At 64.2% G+C, this 17,238-nt stretch carries 19 protein-coding genes and 1 tRNA gene; 10 read left to right on the top strand and 10 right to left on the bottom strand.

Annotation, left to right across the window (positions count from 1 at the left end; translation table 11 throughout):
- Positions 1-8 precede the first annotated feature (8 nt).
- Genes mshC through ACSAGD_RS06200 form a run of 3 tightly spaced genes read right to left on the bottom strand, consistent with a single transcriptional unit; the run spans position 9 to position 3,500 of the window.
- A complete protein-coding gene (gene mshC, locus ACSAGD_RS06190; RefSeq protein ID WP_437584844.1) occupies positions 9-1,259 on the bottom strand; it encodes a cysteine--1-D-myo-inosityl 2-amino-2-deoxy-alpha-D-glucopyranoside ligase in 1,251 nt (416 codons plus the stop codon).
- 20 nt (positions 1,260-1,279) lie between these two features.
- The gene (locus ACSAGD_RS06195) at positions 1,280-2,134 is read right to left on the bottom strand and encodes an undecaprenyl-diphosphate phosphatase (RefSeq protein WP_437584845.1); all 855 of its coding nucleotides are present in this window, start codon (positions 2,132-2,134) and stop codon (positions 1,280-1,282) included.
- 31 nt (positions 2,135-2,165) lie between these two features.
- Positions 2,166-3,500 (bottom strand): M20/M25/M40 family metallo-hydrolase, encoded by a 1,335-nt coding sequence (locus ACSAGD_RS06200; protein WP_437584846.1) that lies wholly within the window; start codon positions 3,498-3,500, stop codon positions 2,166-2,168.
- Positions 3,501-3,610: 110 nt separating this feature from the next.
- Between ACSAGD_RS06200 and ACSAGD_RS06205 the strand changes: the two genes are divergently transcribed.
- A tRNA-Leu gene (locus tag ACSAGD_RS06205) sits at positions 3,611-3,697 on the top strand.
- A gap of 92 nt (positions 3,698-3,789) precedes the next feature.
- On the opposite strand, the gene ACSAGD_RS06210 is transcribed toward ACSAGD_RS06205, so the two are convergent.
- Positions 3,790-5,607 (bottom strand): DEAD/DEAH box helicase, encoded by a 1,818-nt coding sequence (locus ACSAGD_RS06210; protein WP_437584847.1) that lies wholly within the window; start codon positions 5,605-5,607, stop codon positions 3,790-3,792.
- Between the two features lie 106 nt (positions 5,608-5,713).
- On the opposite strand from ACSAGD_RS06210, the gene ACSAGD_RS06215 reads away from it, so the two are divergent.
- Positions 5,714-6,553, top strand: a complete 840-nt coding sequence (locus ACSAGD_RS06215; protein ID WP_437584848.1) for an SGNH/GDSL hydrolase family protein — start codon at positions 5,714-5,716, stop codon at positions 6,551-6,553.
- Here the strand turns inward: ACSAGD_RS06215 and ACSAGD_RS06220 are convergent.
- Positions 6,544-7,350: a TrmH family RNA methyltransferase gene (locus ACSAGD_RS06220; RefSeq protein ID WP_437584849.1), complete on the bottom strand. Its 807-nt coding sequence runs from the start codon at positions 7,348-7,350 to the stop codon at positions 6,544-6,546. The two genes, ACSAGD_RS06215 and ACSAGD_RS06220, sit on opposite strands and share 10 nt — an antisense overlap.
- A gap of 74 nt (positions 7,351-7,424) precedes the next feature.
- Between ACSAGD_RS06220 and ACSAGD_RS06225 the strand changes: the two genes are divergently transcribed.
- Entirely contained in the window at positions 7,425-8,276 is an 852-nt protein-coding gene (locus ACSAGD_RS06225; RefSeq protein WP_437584850.1) for a Sir2 family NAD-dependent protein deacetylase, read from the top strand.
- Positions 8,277-8,306: 30 nt separating this feature from the next.
- Positions 8,307-8,915 (top strand): histidine phosphatase family protein, encoded by a 609-nt coding sequence (locus ACSAGD_RS06230; RefSeq protein WP_437584851.1) that lies wholly within the window; start codon positions 8,307-8,309, stop codon positions 8,913-8,915.
- Here the strand turns inward: ACSAGD_RS06230 and ACSAGD_RS06235 are convergent.
- Positions 8,906-9,505: a hypothetical protein gene (locus tag ACSAGD_RS06235; protein ID WP_437584852.1), complete on the bottom strand. Its 600-nt coding sequence runs from the start codon at positions 9,503-9,505 to the stop codon at positions 8,906-8,908. The two genes, ACSAGD_RS06230 and ACSAGD_RS06235, sit on opposite strands and share 10 nt — an antisense overlap.
- Complete coding sequence (locus ACSAGD_RS06240; protein ID WP_437584853.1) at positions 9,502-10,398, bottom strand: alpha/beta fold hydrolase; 897 nt, start codon at positions 10,396-10,398, stop codon at positions 9,502-9,504. The genes ACSAGD_RS06235 and ACSAGD_RS06240 overlap by 4 nt, the downstream gene beginning before the upstream one ends.
- A gap of 100 nt (positions 10,399-10,498) precedes the next feature.
- Here ACSAGD_RS06240 and treS point away from each other — a divergent pair, with 100 nt between their 5' ends.
- Positions 10,499-12,214, top strand: a complete 1,716-nt coding sequence (treS, locus tag ACSAGD_RS06245; RefSeq protein ID WP_437584854.1) for a maltose alpha-D-glucosyltransferase — start codon at positions 10,499-10,501, stop codon at positions 12,212-12,214.
- A gap of 56 nt (positions 12,215-12,270) precedes the next feature.
- Positions 12,271-12,969, top strand: coding sequence for a 3'-5' exonuclease (locus ACSAGD_RS06250; RefSeq protein ID WP_437585125.1), 699 nt, complete (start codon positions 12,271-12,273; stop codon positions 12,967-12,969).
- Between the two features lie 90 nt (positions 12,970-13,059).
- Here ACSAGD_RS06250 and ACSAGD_RS06255 read toward each other — a convergent pair whose 3' ends face one another.
- A complete protein-coding gene (locus tag ACSAGD_RS06255) occupies positions 13,060-13,308 on the bottom strand; it encodes a type B 50S ribosomal protein L31 (protein ID WP_437584855.1) in 249 nt (82 codons plus the stop codon).
- Positions 13,309-13,418: 110 nt separating this feature from the next.
- Positions 13,419-14,201 (bottom strand): ABC transporter ATP-binding protein, encoded by a 783-nt coding sequence (locus ACSAGD_RS06260; RefSeq protein WP_437584856.1) that lies wholly within the window; start codon positions 14,199-14,201, stop codon positions 13,419-13,421.
- Positions 14,202-14,364: 163 nt separating this feature from the next.
- On the opposite strand from ACSAGD_RS06260, the gene serB reads away from it, so the two are divergent.
- Positions 14,365-15,030, top strand: coding sequence for a phosphoserine phosphatase SerB (gene serB, locus ACSAGD_RS06265; protein ID WP_437584857.1), 666 nt, complete (start codon positions 14,365-14,367; stop codon positions 15,028-15,030).
- 5 nt (positions 15,031-15,035) lie between these two features.
- Here serB and fabG read toward each other — a convergent pair whose 3' ends face one another.
- Entirely contained in the window at positions 15,036-15,746 is a 711-nt protein-coding gene (fabG, locus tag ACSAGD_RS06270) for a 3-oxoacyl-ACP reductase FabG (protein WP_437584858.1), read from the bottom strand.
- A 119-nt stretch (positions 15,747-15,865) separates the two neighbouring features.
- Here fabG and ACSAGD_RS06275 point away from each other — a divergent pair, with 119 nt between their 5' ends.
- From ACSAGD_RS06275 to ACSAGD_RS06285, 3 genes are read left to right on the top strand one after another with little or no spacing between them, the layout of a single operon-like run.
- Positions 15,866-16,171: a DUF3099 domain-containing protein gene (locus ACSAGD_RS06275; RefSeq protein ID WP_437584859.1), complete on the top strand. Its 306-nt coding sequence runs from the start codon at positions 15,866-15,868 to the stop codon at positions 16,169-16,171.
- Positions 16,168-16,389 carry a hypothetical protein gene (locus ACSAGD_RS06280; protein ID WP_437584860.1) on the top strand — a complete coding sequence of 74 codons (222 nt, stop codon included), beginning with the start codon at positions 16,168-16,170 and terminating at the stop codon, positions 16,387-16,389. The genes ACSAGD_RS06275 and ACSAGD_RS06280 overlap by 4 nt, the downstream gene beginning before the upstream one ends.
- Positions 16,389-17,234 (top strand): SURF1 family cytochrome oxidase biogenesis protein, encoded by an 846-nt coding sequence (locus ACSAGD_RS06285; protein ID WP_437584861.1) that lies wholly within the window; start codon positions 16,389-16,391, stop codon positions 17,232-17,234. Before ACSAGD_RS06280 ends, ACSAGD_RS06285 begins: the two co-directional genes overlap by 1 nt.
- Positions 17,235-17,238: the final 4 nt, after the last annotated feature.

Genomic DNA, 17,238 nt, shown 5'->3' on the forward strand with positions numbered 1-17,238 from the left:
CTTCCCGGTCAGCTGTTGAGGCGGATGCCGAGCAGCAGCTCGATCGCGGAGCGCAGAACGCTCGGCTCATCGACCCCGTGCTCGGCTGCGTCGTCGAGGATTCGAACAGCTTCGGGCGTGTCGAGATCCATGCGAAGCGCGTCGCGAAGGTGACGTACGACGGAGGCAGCGATCTCGCCGTTATCGACGGCTGAGATGAAGCCTGTGTTCCAGCGCTCGAGCCGCTGCGCTGCACGAGTCAGCGTCTCGGAGGTCCACTCCCAATCGCTCCGATAGTGGTTCTCGAGAATTGCGAGCCGTATCTGGCGAGGATCGACACCGTCGCGTCTCAGGGCTGAAACCAGAACCAGGTTGCCCAGCGACTTCGACATCTTCTCGCCCTGGTACGCGACCATGCCGGTGTGGCTGAACACCCGCGCTAGGGGCTTGCCCGACAGCGCCACGGCATGCCCGGCGCTCAGCTCGTGGTGAGGGAAGATGAGGTCGCTCCCTCCGCCCTGCACGGTGAAATCGGCGCCCAGCTCACGCAGCGCAATGACGGAGCATTCGATGTGCCACCCAGGGCGCCCGTCGCCCATGGGCGATCGCCAGCTCGGCTCTCCCTCACGTGCAGCTCGCCAGAGGAGCGGGTCAAGAGGATCGCGCTTGCCGGAACGCTCGGGATCGCCCCCACGCTCCGCGGAGAGAGCCTCCATCGTCTGCCGGTCGTAGCCGCTCTCCTCCCCCAGCGTCCAGGGCACGGAAGCCTCAGCCGCCGCGATGTCGAAGTAGACGTCGTCGCCCTCGTCTGATTCCGGAGTTGCGACCGTGTAGGCGGTGCCCTCGCGCAGCATCCTGTCGACGGCTGCGGCGATGGGTGCTATCACCTCAGTCACGGCGACAAATTCGTCCGGTGGGATGACGGAGAGGCTCTCCATGTCGGCGCGGAAGAGCTCCACCTGCTCGTCCGCGAGGTCGCGCCAGCTCACTCCCGTGTCAGTGGCGCGCTCGAGGAGCGGGTCGTCGATGTCAGTGATGTTCTGCGCGTAGTGCACCGTCAGCCCGGCATCCCGCCACACACGCTGAAGAGTGTCGTACGCAACGTAGGTCGCAGCGTGCCCCATGTGCGTCGCATCGTACGGCGTGATGCCGCAGACGTAGAGCCTGGCAGTGTCCCCTGTCACGGCCTCGATCAGTGATTGGGAAGCGGTGTCGAACAGGCACGGGGCCGATGATTCGCCGGGGAGAGAAGGGAGCTCGGGACGGGGCCAGGCATGCATGAGTCCAGCCTATCGGCGGCTCACGGTGTCATCACGCCAGTGGCCAAGAGCACGATGAGTGCTCCGCCCAGCAGAATCCGGTAGATCACGAAAGGCAGGAAGCTGTGGCGTGAGATCCACTTCATGAAGAACGCGATGACGACGAGAGCGACGGCGAAGGCCACGACGGTGGCGACGAGCGTCTCCAGCGGGCCGAAGATATCCGGCGTGCATCCACTCATGCCGGCCTCGCACGGTGCAGCGATCGATTTGGCGACCTGGTAGAAACCGCTGCCGAGTACCGCGGGAATGGCGAGCAGGAACGCATAACGCGCGGCCGCGGCGCGCGAATAGCCGAGGAAGAGCCCTGCGGTGATGGTGCCGCCTGAGCGGGAGACGCCCGGGATGAGCGCCATCGCCTGTGCGAAACCGTAGATGATGCCATGCCCGTAGGTCAGGTCGCCGAGCTCTCGTCGCTTCGCTCCGACCCAGTCGGCGATGCCGAGGAGGATGCCAAAGACGATGAGTGTCGTCGCCGTGAACCAGAGCGAGCGCAGCACCGTCTCGATCTGGTCTTGGAACGCGAGCCCCAGGACGACGATCGGGACACTGCCGATGATGATCAGCCATCCCATGCGTGCGTCAGGGTCGTTCCGCGGGATCTTTCCGCCGAGAGCGCGGAACCAGGCGGTGATGATTCTGACGATGTCGCGCCAGAAGAAGATGATGACGGCGGTCTCCGTGCCGATCTGCGTGATGGCCGTGAAACGAGCGCCGGGATCCTCCCCGGTTCCGAGGAACTCCCCCACGATGCGCAGGTGGGCGCTGGAGGAGACGGGCAGGAATTCTGTGAGTCCCTGGACGATGCCGAGGATGATCGCGTTGATGAGGTCCACGTTCGGGATATCCGCCTGGTGATGTGAGGTGTCAGTAGGTGCGAAGCAGGTCGGTGAGAACCTGCCTGCCAAAGACTAATGCGTCCAGAGGCACTCTCTCATCCACGCCATGGAACATTGCTGGGAAATCCATATCGGCGGGCAGGCGGAGCGGTGCAAACCCATACCCGGTGATGCCGAGCTTGGACAGTGCCTTGTTGTCCGTTCCTGCGGGCATCAGGTACGGCAGAACCGGGGCATCGGGATCGTGGCGGTGCAGCGACGCCACGACAGCGTCGATCAGGTCACCGGAGAACGGGTTCTCCAGTCCGACGTCGCGGTGGTTGACCTCGACTTCGATCTCGGGGCCGACGAGCTCCGTGATCTGCTGGATCACGTCGTCCTCTTCGCCCGGCATCGCTCGCACGTCGATACGTGCCTCCGCGACATCGGGGATGACGTTGCTCTTGTAGCCCGCATTCAGCATCGTCGGGTTGGTGGTCGTGCGCAGTGATGCCTGCAGGAATCCCGACGCGGTTCCTGTGGCGAGGAGGAGCTCGGACGGTGAGACCTCTGTGGGATCGGCCCCGGTGATCGCCGCGATCTTCGCAAGAAGCGACGAGGTCGTGTCAATCAGGCGAACCGGCCAGTCCTGACGACCGATCGTCGCGACGGCTTCGGCAAGCGCGGTGAGGGCGTTGTCGTGCATGACGCGTGAGCCGTGCGATGCGGTCCCGCGGGCACGGAGCGTCAGCCAGACGAGGCACTTCTCCCCCGTCTGCAGGAGGTACGCGCGGCGCCCGTCGACGTCGATCGAGTAGCCGCCGACCTCGCTGATCGCGGATCCCGCTCCGGCGAACAGCTCGGGGTGCTTCTCCACGAGATGGTGTGACCCGAGGACGCCACCGTTCTCCTCGTCGGCGAAGAAAGCGATGATGAGGTCCCTCTCCGGCTGTCCGTCTGCGAGGACGTCAGACAGGCTCGTGAGGATCATGGCATCCATATCCTTCATATCGACCGCCCCGCGCCCCCACAGCATCCCGTCCTTGATGACGCCTTCGAACGGATCCACACTCCAGTTCCGCGGATCTGCCGGGACTACGTCCAGGTGGCCGTGCACGACCAGAGCCGGTTTGCTCGAGTCTCGGCCCTCGACACGCGCCACAAGGCTCGTGCGGCGCGGTTCGGAGTCGAACAGCTGGGATTTCACGCCGAGACGGTCCAAGTAAGCCTCGACGTACTCGGCCGCTTCGGTCTCCCCGTGGGCCTTTCCCCCGCCGTAATTGGTGGTGTCGAATCTGATGAGGTCGCGCGTGAGACGGGCCGTCTCCTCCAGTCTTGCGGTCTGATCTGGGGAGTTCACCGGTTCACGTGATGCGGTCGTCATGCTTCAACGGTATCGAACGGTGCGGCGCGGATGCCGAGTGGTAAAACGTGCCGAAAAATCGTGCTAGAGTCTTACCTCGGCGCCGGAGAAATCCGGAACCGAGACACCACGCGCGGGTGGCGGAATTGGTAGACGCGCTAGCTTGAGGTGCTAGTGCCCGCATATAGGGCGTGGGGGTTCAAGTCCCCCCTCGCGCACGTGGAGAAAGAGCCGGATCTGAGGATCCGGCTCTTTTCATTTGTGCGGACCGCTGGAGGGCGTGGGGCTTATCAGCCGACAGCGGTCGCTGTCAGCGCGTGCTGCCAAGCTTTCGACGAAGAAAATCGATGCGTGCCTGCAGCTGTGTGACACTCGCCTGAGGTACCGCGGGGCCGCCGCACGTGCGACGGAGCTCAGCGTGGACGAGGCCGTGCGGCTGGTTCGTGTTCTTGGCATAGAGCCCGACGAGGCTGTTGAGCAGGCTGCGCTGCTCCTTGAGCGTGCGGTAGAGCGGCTTGTTCTCTTCCTTCTGCTCCGGTGTCATCGTCTTCTCGCGGGCGTCGATGCGACGGGCCTGACGACGGTGCCGTTGGGTGAGGAGTTCGTGCACCTGTTCAGGTTCGAGCAGCCCCGGAAGCCCGATGAAATCCATTTCCTCCTCGGTCTCCGGCTGTGCGTAGCTGCCGAACTCCTGACCGTCGAAGACAACCCGGTCGAACTGGGCGTCGCTCGAGAGCGCCTGATAGGTGAACTCGGCAGAGAGCTGATCTGATGCGGAATCGGGCCTGTTCGCTTCGGCGACCATGGCGTCTTCCGGGTTCCACAGGTCGCCCTCACCGTCTCCCGAGTCTGGCCGGTCGAGCGCGTGATCGCGCTCACGCTCGAGTTGGTTCGCGAGCAGCATCAGCTGAGGCACGTTGGGCAGGAAGACGGATGCGGTCTCGCCGCGTCGCCGAGAGCGCACGAAACGTCCGATCGCCTGCGCGAAGAACAGGGGCGTCGATGAGCTGGTCGCGTATACGCCGACGGAGAGTCGGGGAACGTCGACGCCTTCGGACACCATTCGCACAGCGACCAGCCAGCGACTGTCGTTCTCTGCGTATTCGGCGATGCGGTCGCTCGCCTCTTTCTCGTCGGAGAGCACGACGGTCGGCTTCTCCCCCGTGAGCGATTCGAGGATCGTCGCATAGGCGCGAGCGGCGAAGTGATCGGTCGCGATGACGAGGCCTCCCGCATCGGGAACCGACTGCCTCACTTCGCTGAGCCGACGGTCCGCCGCCGCGAGCACCTGAGGTATCCACTCCCCCTCAGGATTCAGGGCGGTACGCCATGCCTGCGACGTGATGTCTTTCGTGTTGTCTTCGCCGAGCCGTGCCTCCATCTCGTCGCCGGTCTTGGTTCTCCAGCGCATGTGTCCGGCGTAGACCATGAAGATGACGGGCCGGACGACGCCATCCGCGAGTGCTCGCCCATATCCGTAGCTGTAGTCGGTGAGCGAGGTGCGGATGCCTTCCCTATCGGGGGCGTACGTCACGAACGGGATGGGGGCTGTGTCCGATCGGAAAGGAGTTCCCGTGAGTGAGAGGCGCCGCGTGGCTCCATCGAACGCCTCACGGATCGCGTCGCCCCAGCTGAGCGTGTCTCCGCCGTGATGTACCTCGTCGAGGATGACGAGAGTGCGAGCTGAGAGAGTGATGTCTCGGTGGAGGGATGCTCGCACGGCGACCTGCGCGTAGGTGACGGCAACCCCGTGGTAATGGCTGCCGTATCGCCCCTGCCGGTTCGTGAATGTGGGGTCGAGACGGATGCCCGCACGATGCGCGGCTTCAGCCCACTGCTTCTTGAGGTGCTCCGTCGGCGCGACGACGGTGACACGCTCGACGGTGCCTCGCGAGAGGAGCTCAGCGGCGAGACGAAGGGCGAACGTCGTCTTTCCGGCGCCGGGCGTAGCCGCCGCGAGGAAGTCGCGAGGTTCGTCGGTGAAGTAGGCATCCATCGCCTCGCGCTGCCACGCACGGAGCTTTCCCACGGTTCCCCACGCCGCGCGCTCCGGGAATGTGGGCGGCAGATGCTCGGCTGCAGAAGTGCCGATGCGCGGGGTTGGAGATGCTGCTTCAGAACTACTCACGACCTAGGTACTGTACCCGACGCGACTGACGCCGGAGATGATCTCCGACGGCTGTCTCAGCGAAGAGAGGGTAGCGTGTGACCGGGACGAGTGAAAGGACCACGAGGTGGCAGTCGAGCAACCCGCGAACAGCGAGAGCAACACGGCGGACCCAGAGCAGCGGCATCCCTGGTCGCGTTATGTTGCGATCGGTGACTCATTCACCGAGGGGATCGGCGATCCCGAGCCCTCGCTCCCCGGAGGTCATCGCGGCTGGGCGGATCGCGTCGCTGAAGTGCTGAGCCGCGGCTCTCATGACTTTGCCTACGCGAATCTCGCCGTCAGAGGAAAACTGATCCAACAGATCTCCGACGCCCAGGTTGAGCCCGCACTTGATCTTCACCCCGATCTCATCACGATCTCGGCTGGCGGCAATGACGTCATCCGTCCGGGAAGCGACCCTGATCGCATCGCTGAGCTCTTCAACGACATGATCGAGCGGCTCAGCCGTGATCGGGCCACAATCGTGGTGTTCACGGGCGTCGACGTCGGATTCTCCCCGGTCTTCCGCGGCATCCGTGGAAAGGTTGCGATCTACAACGAGAACATCCGCGCGATCGCCGAGGCTCATGACTGCATCGTCGCGGATCAGTGGGCGCTGAAGAGCGTGCAGGACACCCGGATGTTCGCGCCCGATCGCCTCCACATGAACTCATACGGGCACCACGAGGTGGCTCGAATGGTCCTGCGGGCGCTGAACGTCGAGAACGACCTGAAGCCGATGGAGCCGGAACCGCTGCCCGTGCGCAGCTGGCGGCAGGCCCGCGCCGAAGACCTGGTGTGGGCACGTGAGTATCTGGTGCCGTGGGTTCTTCGCCGGATCCGCCATCAGTCCTCCGGCGACAATGTGGCGCCGAAGCGCCCGGAGGCCAAGCCGTTCGCGCTGCCTGACGAGACTCAGCGCTGACGCAGCTCCCACAGAGCGACAGCGCTCGCCGCAGCCACGTTGAGCGAGTCGACCCCGTGCATCATCGGGATGACCACCGTGGTGTCTGCGGAGGCAACAGCTCGCCGGCTGAGTCCATCGCCCTCGGTGCCGAGGCACAGGGCGAGGCGGTTCGGCATCGCGCGGGAGAACTCGTCGAGCGGCACAGCGTCGTCACTCAACGCGAGAGCGGCGATGTGGAAACCGGCGTCGTGCATTGCGTCGACCGCTGAGGACCAGTTCGCCATTCGCGTCCACGGCACCTGCAGCACAGTCCCCATGCTCACACGCACGCTGCGCCGGTAGAGCGGATCAGCGCAGCGCGGTGACACCAGAACGGCGTCCGCGCCGATCCCGGCGACAGCGCGGAAGATCGCGCCGACGTTCGTATGGTCGACGATGTCTTCCAGAACGACGACTCTGCGAGCATCCTGAAGAATCTCACGCACCGATGGGAGTGCAGGCCTGTGCATCGCCGCGAGAGCTCCCCGGTGCATGTGGTACCCGGTGAGCTGCTCGAGAATCTCCTCTGAACCCATGTAGACCGGAAGGTCCGGAAACTCATCGAGAGCCGGTGCGATGTCGTCGAGCCACTTCTCCTGCAGCAGGATGGAGCGCGGTCGATGCCCCGCGGCGATCGCGCGACGGATCACCTTCGGCGACTCCGCGATGTACAGCCCGCCCTCGGGTTCGAGCTTGCGACGCAACGCAACGTCGGTGAGGCGCGCGTAATCGTCAAGTCCGGGAGCCGCGAGGTCGGTGATGGGTGTGATCTGCACAGAGGTCCTCTCGTCGTGCGTCGCCTGCGAGGCATCCAGACTCGATTGCGGCTGCGTCTACTATCGTCGCAGGTGTGGATGCCGTCATTGACCCCGCCTCACCTCCTGACCCGCCCGAGGGTTTCGAAACCGCGCTCGAGCACCTTGAGGGCAGACGCATCGCATTTCTGACCGGAGCGGGTGTGAGCACCGATTCGGGCATTCCTGACTATCGCGGTGATGGGGCTCCGCGTCGCACTCCGATGACGGTGCAGCAGTTTCTCTCCGACGAGCTCTCGCGCAAGCGCTACTGGGCGGGCAGCCATCAGGGCTGGAAGATGTTCGATGCGGCCGCGCCGAACGAGGGGCATATCGCGATCGCTCGATTCGAGGATGCCGGCAGGTCGACGGGCGTCGTCACTCAGAACGTCGATGCGCTGCACCTTCGGGCTGGCACACGCCGTCTGATCGAACTTCACGGCACGCTGCATCGCGTGCTCTGCCTGCGCTGCGGACAGGTCTACTCCCGCGAGGCGCTCGCGCGGACTCTCGACGAGCTGAATCCCTGGCTCGAGGACCCGGGCGAAGTCAGGATCAACCCAGACGGGGATGCCGAGGTCGCCGACCCCAGCCAGTTCGTCGTGCCCGACTGCGCGCGTTGCGGAGGCATCCTCAAACCCGAGGTGGTCTTCTTCGGCGAGTTTGTTCCGTCGGCGATCTTCAGGCTTGCAGCGAGCGTCGTGGAACGCGCTGATGCGCTGGTGGTGGCGGGATCGTCCCTCGTCGTGAATTCGGGAATCCGCATCCTCGAGATCGCTCGTCGCAGAGGAAAGCCGATCGTGATCATCAACCGGGGCGAGACGAAGGGAGATTCGCGCGCCACAGTTAGGCTTGAGGGCGGGACGTCAACGACTCTTGCGGCATTCGCCGAGCATCTCATCCCGTGAGCTCCGCCGCGCGGGCAGAAAGGCAGACGCGTGACCCTCATCACCTTCGTTCGGCATGGTCAGACCGATTGGAACAAGCAGCGCCGCATTCAGGGGCGCACGGACATCCCCCTGAACGACATCGGACGACGTCAGGCGAGGGATGCCGGAGCGGCGCTCGCCGCGTTGGCACCGTGGGACCTCATCGTGAGCAGTCCTCTCGGACGCGCCCGTGAGACGGCGGAGATCATCGGCGGGTCGCTCGACTTAGCCTCTCCCCTGCTCATCGACGGCCTCGCCGAACGTGCGCACGGAGAGATGGAGGGAATGACCTTCGACGAACGTCAGGCGGCCTTCCCGGGCGACGCGGTCGTACCCGGTCTTGAGAGTCGCGAAGAGGTCATCGAACGGGTGCTCGCGGCGCTCCGCGCGAGCGCTCAGATCGCGGAGGCGTCCCGCGTTCTCGCGGTCACTCACGGCGGAGTGATCGGCTCGCTCGTGCGTTATGCAACGGACGGCGAGCAGCCTACCGCGGGCCAGCTCATCTCGAACGGCTCATTCCATGACTTCACGTGGAGTGACGACTCTCTCGAGCTGACGACTCTGCGCACTGTGACGATGGACCGAGACCTCGGTCATACCAAGCTGCCTCAGCGCTGAGCTTCGCGACGAATCTGAGTCTGGCGGTCGCGATGCACCTCGTAGAACAGCGACATCAGCTGCTCCGCCTGCGCCTCCCAGTCGTCGCCTGATGTGCTGAGGACGTTCTGCGGGTCAAGCCGGATGATCGGCTGGCCGGGGCGCGTCGCGGTGACGGCATCCCTCTGCCCTGCCCCTGCGACGGCGACGACGGCGTCAGCGCCACGCTGGAGGAGGCGGTGGAACATCGCGCGGAGCGGCCGCAGAAGACGGCTCCCGATCGAGGCGAACGAATCCGGTGCGCTCGGCGAGGCAGAGCCGACGACGAGGCCGTACCGTCGGCCGAGGGTGCTCCACACAGGGGCCGGGGCGAAGACGATGTCAACGCCCGCCTCAGAGAGTCCCATGGGAGTGACGACATCGCGCAGATCGTCGATCGGGCGTAGGAGCTGCCAGGGCAGCTGCGGCAGGTAGGCAAGCTGGCGGTAGTCGCTGATGAGCATGGTGAGAGGATGCCGCGAAGCCAGTGCGGCGACGAGTCCACGTACGGTGGTGCTCACCGGGTCATCGTCCCGATCCGTGACGAAACGGCAGTCGACGATGAGTCTCACGTGACCCTCCTCAGGAAGTCCCGAACATATCTGGCGGCCTCCGTCGGCGCCTCGTAATGGATCAGATGACCGACGTTCGCGATCACGCGAAGGACCGCCTGGGGAAAGAGGCCGGCCAGACGTCGCTGCGCCGCGATCGGTGTCAGATCATCGCGATCGGAGGCTATCAGCAGCGTCGGCTGCGCGATCTTCGGCGCGTACTCGGTCACGTCGTGGCTCACTGATGCTCGGAAGGCTTCGAGCACCACATCACGATCGGCGAAGCTGCTGAAGTAGGCATCATGCTCGCCATGGATCCACCGCCGCGTACGGGCATCTCGAGTCTTCGCCATCGTGATGCTCATGACACGCACGATGATTGGATTTCGGAGGAGCGCGAAACCGAGAGGCGCCGGTAGGAGCGCACCGAGGCGATAGTAGAGAACCGCCAGTCTCGTCAGCACGCCGCGTGGTCCCTCTAGAGCGGGGGCGCCTATCGGGTTGATGAGCACGACCCGTGCACAGGGCAAGCCGCGGGCGACCGCAGCTGAGGCCACGATCGAGCCGAACGAATGCCCGAGAATCACCGTGGAAGCAGCGGTGAGCTGAAGAGCATCCGCGAGTTCGATCAGCCACTCAGCGTAGGACTCGACGTTGTGCGCAGCATGCGCGAACGGATCAGACTCCCCGAAGCCCGGCAGGTCGGGAACGATGATGCGCCAGCGAGGCAGTTGAGCGACCACCGGCTCCAGCCCGTGGTGGTCACCTCGGAATCCGTGAACGACCAGCACAGTGGTCTCGGCATCCGGATCGCCGTACTCCCAGTAGCGCGTGGCGGATCCGCGCACGACGACACGGGAATCGCCGACCTGCATTCGCCTCAGGTCTTCTGCATAAGGGGACGTCTCTGGCATCAAGGCTCTAGTTTACGGGCGTCCTGCCAGGATTCCCGGACAGATCGTCTTAGACTCGGGAAGACATCACGCTCCTGTCTTGAGTCGAGAGGTTTCCCTCGTGACGTTCACTGCTCCGATCCAACTCCCCGGACTCACCCGAGACCCGCTCTGGCACCGTCGTGCCGTTTTCTACGAGGTCATGGTCCGCTCATTCGTCGACAGCAACGGCGACGGCACAGGCGACCTCGCAGGTCTGATCTCCAAACTCGACTACCTGCAGTGGCTGGGGATCGATGCGCTCTGGCTTCCGCCCTTCTTTCAGTCGCCGCTGCGCGATGGCGGATACGACGTGGCCGACTACCGGGCGATCCTGCCCGAATTCGGCACGATCGACGAGTTCGAAGAACTCGTCACCAAGGCGCACGAGCGGAACATGCGCGTCATCATCGACCTGCCGCTCAACCACACCTCCGATCAGCACGAGTGGTTCCATGAGTCGCGAAGCGACCCCGAGGGCCCCTACGGCGACTTCTACGTCTGGAGCGACACAGACGAGAAGTGGCCGGACATCCGCATCATCTTTACCGACACCGAGGATTCAAACTGGGCGTTCGACGCAGAGCGGCGCCAGTTCTACTTCCATCGCTTCTTCTCCCATCAGCCCGACCTGAACTACGCCAATCCGGCAGTTCACGAGGCGATCTTCGAGATCGTGCGCTTCTGGCTGGACAAGGGGGTCGACGGATTCCGCCTCGACGCGATCCCATACCTCTACGAATCGGATGAGGGCAACGGCGAGGGCGAGCCGGAGACCCACGAGTTCATCAAGAGGCTGCGGGCGCTCGTCGACGCCGAGTATCCCGGCCGCATCATGCTCGCCGAGGCGAACCAGTGGCCGCGCGAAGTCGCTGCGTTCTTCGGAACCGATGAGGAACCGGAATGCCACATGGCATTCGACTTCCCCGTCATGCCGCGGATCTTCTACGCGCTTCGGTCGCAGCAGGCAGAGGAACTGGTCCGCGTGCTCTCTGAGACGACGGAGATCCCGTCATGGGCCGGGTGGGGCGTATTCCTGCGAAACCACGACGAGCTCACACTCGAGATGGTAAGCGAGGAGTACCGGCAGGCGATGTACGGGTGGTACGCCTACGACCCGCGGATGCGTGCGAATGTCGGCATCCGTCGTCGCCTCGCCCCGCTGCTGGACAACTCGCGCGCCGAGCTCGAGTTGGTTCACGCACTGCTCTTCTCCCTGCCGGGAAGTCCCTTCCTCTACTACGGCGATGAGATCGGAATGGGTGACAACATCTGGCTGCCGGACCGCGACTCTTCCCGGACGCCGATGCAGTGGACGCCGGATCGCAACGCCGGGTTCTCGACGGCAGACCCAGGAAAGCTCTACCTGCCCGTCGTGCGCTCGCTCGTATACAACTACACGCTGGTGAACGTGGAATCACAGTTGGCGCAGTCGCGCTCGCTTCTTCACTGGATCCGAAACGTCATTCACGTACGCAAGAGTCACCCCGCATTCGCGCTCGGCACGATGCAGGTCGTCAGCGGAACCCACGATTCGGTGCTCGCGTTCGTTCGAGAGTTCCCCGGAGACCCACGTCCCGGTGGAGCACGTCCTGAGCGAGTCCTCTGCGTATACAGCTTCGCCCACTACGCCGTATCCACCACACTTCAGCTGCCGGGATTCGCTGGCTGCAAGCTCAACGATCTCTTTGGCGGTGCTGACTTTCCCGAGATCGACGAGGACGGCAGTGTGACGCTCACAATCGGAACCCAGAGCTTCTTCTGGCTCTCGATCTCGGACCCGGCGGAGCGTCAGTAAGTGCGGCGGGGCTCGACGGGCGTGTCAGTGGGGCACCGTATGGTGAGAGCGTGACAATGAACGAGCAGCATTGGGCCGAGGCGATCGGAGTCTTCGATCTGGAGACTACCGGAATCGACGTGACCTCGAGCAGGATCGTGAGCGCGAATGTGAGCGTTCTCGACAAAGACGGAGTCATCACATCTCGCACCGATTGGCTTGCCGACCCCGGAGTCCCGATTCCAGAGCAGGCTGCGGCCATCCACGGCATCACGACCGAGCGGGCTCGGGCGGAGGGGCGGCCCTCGTGCGACGTCGTCGGCGAGATCGTCGATGCGCTCAACGCCCTGTTCAGTGCAGGAACGCCGGTTGTCATCTACAACGCCCCCTACGATCTCAGCCTGCTGCGGCACGAAGCAGAACGTCATGGCATCCGACCGATCATCGAGCCGAGGCCGGTTATCGATCCACTCGTGATCGATAAGGCTGTAGACCGGTACCGAAAGGGCAAGCGTACGCTCGATATCGTGGCGGCGCACTACGGTGTAGAGTTGCTCGACGCACACGAGGCATCCTCCGACGCCACGGCTGCAGGGCGGGTCGCTCAGGCGCTCGCGCGGCGGTTCCCCGAGGCCCTCAGCATTTCCGCCGCCGACCTCCACGATCTCCAGGTCGGCTGGTGCGATGCTCAGGCGAAGAGCTTCGAAACGTACATGCGGACGAAGCGCGGACGCACGGACTTCGTCGCGTCCGGAGAATGGCCGCTTCGACTCTGACGACGTGCGCAGAGGCAGCGTTGCCCTTGCACCTGACTTAACGACATCGGCCCGGTTCCTCGCGGAACCGGGCCGATGTCGTTGCTGTGTCTACTTGCCGAAGCCCTTGAAGCGCTGGTTGAAGCGCTCGACGCGGCCGGCCGAGTCGAGAATGCGCTGCTTGCCCGTGTAGAACGGGTGGGACTCGGACGAGATCTCGACGTCGATCACCGGGTAGGTCTCACCGTCGAGCTCGATGGTCTTGTCGCTGGAGACCGTCGAGCGAGTGAGGAACGTCGCGCCCGACGACAGGTCGCGGAAAACGACCGGTGCGTACTCAGGGTGAATGTCAGTCTTCATAGGAAATCCTTATGTCTACAGAGTTCAGGGGCTCATCTGCGGATCGCGTAAGCGTGCAGAGAAGTCTGAGGCGTGCGCCAGCTGTCTACTTTACCAGATGCTCGGGTGATTCATCGCGCCCGCGCGGCGTAGCGTCCGTTCGTGTGCGTCAGCTCGATCGGCATCCCGAAAGTCTCAGTCAGCGTCTCGGAGGTGAGCGCCTCTTCGAGCGGGCCTGACGCGACGGCCTCGCCGTGATTGAGGAGAAGCGCGTGGGTGAAGCCAGTGGGAATCTCCTCCACATGGTGCGTCACCATCACGATCGCAGGCGCATCCGAGGCCTGTGCGTAGCCGCTCAGCAGCGCGAGGAGCTCTTCGCGGGCTCCGAGGTCGAGGCTTGCCGCAGGTTCGTCGAGCAGAAGCATTTCGGGGTCAGTCATCACGCCGCGAGCGATCTGGACGCGCTTCTGCTCCCCGTCACTCAGTGTTCCGAAACGTCGCTCCGACAGATGGTCGAGCTTCCATTCCGCGAGCACGCGGTGAGCTCGTCGCTGATCGAGCGTCTCGTAGTCTTCGTTCCACCGACCAGTGACGGAGTAGGCGGCCGTCATGACGACGTTGAGAACGGTTTCATCGAAGGGGATGCGCTTGGCCATTGCGCTGGAGGCGAAGCCGATGCGCGGTCGCACATCGAACACGTCGACTCGCCCGAGATTCTCCTCGAGGATGGTCACCGAGCCTCGCGTCGGATACAGGAATGTCGACGCGACCTGCAGAAGAGTCGTCTTGCCCGCGCCGTTCGGCCCGAGGATGACCCAGCGCTCCGAGTCGTCGACGCTCCACGTCACATCGTCGAGAATTGACTTGCCATTGCGCACTACCGAGACACCGGAGAAATCGAGAACCGTCGACATGCCCCCAGCCTAACGGCGTTTGCGCTCCGCACCGGTCAGCGCTCCGTGCTTCGAACCTCGTGTCACGGGCATTCGAGAGCAGACGACGTCGCCCCGTGCCATGATCGAGGGTGGTGCCCCTCGGGCTCACAACATGTCACGCGAACGGGAGCGAACACGAAGTATGGCGCACATCGAAAAGAACGACGAGATCGCGAGATTCCTCGTCGTGCTGGACGCGGATTCCACGCTGATCCAAAACGAGGCGATCGAACTCCTCGCCGAGGAGGCGGGGACGCGTGAGCAGGTCGCTGAGGTCACCGAGCGGGCGATGCGCGGCGAGCTCGACTTTGCAGCGAGCCTTCGAGAGCGCGTCGCGACGCTCCGGGGCGTGGACGTGAGTGTCTTTCCTCGGGTGACGAAGCGAATGCTCCCCACCGAGGGTGTCGAAACGCTCATCTCCGGTGTCCAGCGAGCAGGCGGGCGCGTCGGAGTCGTCTCCGGGGGATTCCACGAGCTGCTCGACCCCGTCGCTGAGGCACTCGGAGTAGACGTGTGGCGCGCCAATCGCCTTGCCGCTGAGGGTGGTGCTCTGACGGGAGCCGTCGACGGAGACATCGTCGACGCGGAGACGAAGGCTCAGACGCTGAAGGAGTGGGCAGAACGTTTCCGAGTTCCCGTGCACCGGACAATCGCAATTGGAGACGGTGCAAACGATCTCCGCATGATGGCCGTCGCGGGACTGAGCGTGGCGTTCAACGCCAAGCCTGCCGTCCGAGCGGCCGCAGATGTGGCTCTGCAGCGCACCGATCTGAGCGATGTTCTTCCGTTGCTCGGCTTACGCGGCTGAGCGCCTCAGTGCCCCATCCCGAGCCCGCCATCGACCGGAATGACAGCACCTGAGATGTAGCCTGCGTCGTCGCCAGCGACCCAAGTGACGACCCGTGCGACCTCGTCGACCTGCGCGAAGCGGCCGGCGGGAATGCTCTTCTTGTACTCCGCCTGGGTAGCCTCCGGGAGCTCGGCCGTCATATCGGTCTGAATGAACCCCGGAGCGATGACGTTCGCGGTGATGCCGCGCGAGCCGAGCTCGCGCGTGATGGAGCGCGCCATGCCGATGAGCCCGGACTTCGACGCTGCGTAATTGATCTGACCCGCAGAGCCGAGGAGCCCGACGACGCTTGAGATGAGGATGACCCGCCCGAAACGGGCCTTCAGCATCCCCTTGGATGCGCGCTTCACAACACGGAATGCGCCGCCGAGATTGGTGTCCACCACTCGGTCGAAATCATCCTCGGTCATGCGGAGAAGCAGGGTGTCCTGAGTGATTCCCGCGTTTGCGACAAGCACCTCGACCGGTCCGAGCTGCGACTCGACCTCGGTGAAGGCAGCGTCGACGCTCGCGGCATCCGTCACGTCCGCGCGAACGGTGAGGGAGCCTGCAGGGCCCTCACCCGAGCGTGCCGTCACGGCCACGCGGTGCCCCTCCGCCACGAACTGCTCGGCGATCGCGTAGCCAATTCCTCGGTTTCCTCCGGTGACGAGCACAGTGCGGGACGTGGTCATGCTGTTCCAATCGACGGTACGTGTGGGACTCGGGCGAAATTCGGACCAAGGGCCGAAGCGCGCTGAAAGAGACGGACAGTGTCAGCTTACGAGCATACAAAAGACGTAGTCTTAAGGGGATGAAGAAGGCCACGATCACCACACTCGGAATGTCGCCCGAGCAGGAGCGCCACCACCGCGTTGTCAAATACACGGTGGCGATGGTGATCCGTGTGATCTGCATCCTACTGATGCTCTTCTCCCACGGCTGGTGGCTGCTCGTCTTCGCGCTTGGTGCGATCGTGCTCCCCTACTTCGCAGTCGTCATCGCGAACACCCCGTTGCGCACCCGTGACGATGTCGAGCGTCCAGGCGGTGTGGTCGTGATCCCAGAGACACGACAGCCGCACGCCACGGGTTACTCTGAGCGGCATGAGGACTCATGATCGGAATCGGCGCGGAGCCCGGGGTGCACGAGTGCTCGCGAGCAGGATGCCGCGAGACTGCGATGTGGCGTATCGGATGGCGGAATCCGCGCATTCATTCGTCTGACCGCGAGAAGGTCTGGCTTGCGTGCGACGAGCACGTCGACTTCCTGCGCGAGTTCCTTGAGGCCCGCAGCTTCCCCGTATCCGTCACAGCGTTCGCAGAGGAGGGCGACTGATGGGCCGTCCCGCCAAAGTGCGTGCTCTATGGCGCTGGACAGGCTATCTCGCGGTCGCCACCGTGTTCGCCATCGCCTGTGGCTTCCTCTCGAACTGGCAGGTCAATAGGCTTCACGAGAAGGAGCACATCCAGAACCTCATCACGAGCAACTGGGATGCTGATCCCCTCCCACTCGCGGAGGTTGTTCCGACTGCTGGCGCTTTCGAAGCCTCCCGTGAGTACCAACCGGTGACGATGGCGGGTGAGTACTTGGCGGATGAGCAGGTTCTGGTCAGGAACCGACCGCGATCAGGTCAGCCTGGCTTTGAGGTGATCACGCCCCTGAAGCTCGATTCCGGCCTGATCTTCATGGTGGATCGCGGGTGGGTGCCGACGGGAAGCGCTCAGGACCTCCCCGACCACGTGCCCGCTCCCCCCGAGGGCGAAGTCAGCGTTACCGCACGCCTCAAGCCCGGCGAACCGGAGCTGCCAGGACGTAGCGCGGGCAACGGACAGATTGCAACGGTGCACCTTCCTGATCTGGCCTCGCGCGTCGACGGCGAGAGCTACACAGCGGCCTACGGGCTTCTCATGTCGGAGCATCCCGCGCCAGCTGAAGCGCGTCCGCTCCCGGCTCTGCAGCCAGAGATCAATGAGGGGATGCATCTCTCCTACGCGATTCAATGGGTGCTGTTCGCAGTGCTGGCGTTCGCCTTCCTGGGCTACGCGGCGCGTCAGGAATATCTCGCGCACAACGCCGACGACCCCAAGGTGCGTGCGAAGCTCGAGAAACGCGAGCAACGCCGACGCGAGCGCAAGACGGATGCCGACGCCGAAGATGAGATCCTCGACTCGGTGCTCTGACGGT

The sequence above is a fragment of the Paramicrobacterium salitolerans genome (assembly GCF_051513965.1).
Lineage (GTDB): Bacteria > Actinomycetota > Actinomycetes > Actinomycetales > Microbacteriaceae > Paramicrobacterium.